Origin of the sequence: Methylobacterium frigidaeris, from assembly GCF_022179185.1 — a bacterium.
In the GTDB taxonomy this organism is placed as follows: domain Bacteria; phylum Pseudomonadota; class Alphaproteobacteria; order Rhizobiales; family Beijerinckiaceae; genus Methylobacterium; species Methylobacterium frigidaeris.
On sequence record NZ_BPQJ01000116.1, the window covers coordinates 1 to 1,474 of the forward strand.

Annotated in this window: 1 protein-coding gene; it reads right to left on the bottom strand. The window is 71.1% G+C overall.

Going from position 1 to position 1,474, the window contains the following annotated elements; genetic code table 11:
- Positions 1–17: 17 nt before the first annotated feature.
- Complete coding sequence (locus MFF64_RS36455; RefSeq protein WP_099901219.1) at positions 18–1,370, bottom strand: IS701 family transposase; 1,353 nt, start codon at positions 1,368–1,370, stop codon at positions 18–20.
- Positions 1,371–1,474 lie beyond the last annotated feature (104 nt).

The window sequence follows — 1,474 nt, forward strand, 5'->3', positions numbered from 1 at the left end:
AGCTCGACTTTGGCCATTCATGCCGCGTTGCAGAGGGCGTAGGCCCAGGGCGGGGGTAGAGCGAAGCGAGGTTTTGTTCGGTGACGTCGGCGCCGGGATGTTGCCAAAGCCCTCTCGCGCCAGAGCGCGCGGCGCACGCCGGCCAGCGCATCCGAGAAGGTGGGTTGCGCTTTTGGGTACCAGGCGGCCAGGGCCTTCTTGCGGCGCTCGCGCGCTGGCAGCCGCGCGGCCAGCAGGGTGACGATCGAGAACAAGGCGAGCAGGCAGGGCGTGGTGCGGGCGATGGCCTTGTCCGACCACTGGCGCTGGGTCTCGACGCCGAGGTGGGCGCGGGTCTCCTGGAACGTCACCTCGACGCTCCAGCGTCGTACGAACCAGGTCAGGATCTGCTCGGGATCGCGGGTGAGGTCGGTGCACAGCAGCGCCTGAGGCGCGAAGCGGTCGTCGGGATCGCGCACCAGGACCCAGCGGATCGGCACCACCGGCAGGCCGGCATGGCGCCACACCGCCGTCGCGGAGGCGACCTCGAGCACGCGTCCGCCGACCCCGTACCAGCCCGGCACCGTGCGCCGATGCCAGTCAGTCTCCTCGGCCATGAGGACCTGCGCCAGGGTCGGGCGCCGCGCTCCTTTGGTGCGGGGACGCCCAATCGTGCCGGGCCGGCGGGGCGGGGCCGGATCGTAGAGCGCCGCGTCGAGGCGCAGGCGGGTGATGACGCTCACGCCGCCGCAGCTCAGAGCGTCGAGGAAGGCGAGCGCCGCAAAGCCGCTGTCGGCCACCAGCACGAGGTCGCGTCCCGGCAGCCAGCGGCGGGTCTGGAGGACGAGCTGGCGCCCCACCGCGAGCAGGGGCTTGTGCCGGCGGCCCTGCTCGCGGCAGGCGCGCTCGGAGGGGACGAGGGCGGTGAGGAAAGGCAGCGCCCAGACCCGTCCTGCCCAGGGGATGGGCGCCAGCAGCATCAGGCTGAGCCAACGAAGGCCGCTTGTCTTGACGAAGTGGCTGTCAGAGGAGCGCACCGGATCGCGGTAGATGCCGCGGGCTCCGATGCGCTTGCCCCAGCGCCGCTCGATCGTGTCGTCGAGGCCCAGTACCACGGGTCCGCACGGCGCGAATGCCGCGACCAGGTGCCCGAGCAGGATGCGGGCTCCGGCTCGAGGCGACCATGCAGCGCGGTTGAGGACGCGATGGAAGTTGACGAAGCGGCGCTCGTTGGCGCGGCCCATGATGCGCAGCAGGCTGGCGACCGTGCGCCGACCTGGGGCCAGAATGGCGCCGACGAGCAGGATCCGGGCGTGGCACCAGGAGCGGTGGACGAAGAGCGGCGCAAAGGCCAGGATGAGCCCGGCGAAGCGGGAGGGCAGGCCGGGCATGGCGATGTCTCTTGGTCGAAACAGCGCCAGCCTACCCGTCACGTCCGCTTCGTCACCCCATCCAGACCGATCCCGACACATCGCCAAAAATGGCCAAAGTCGAG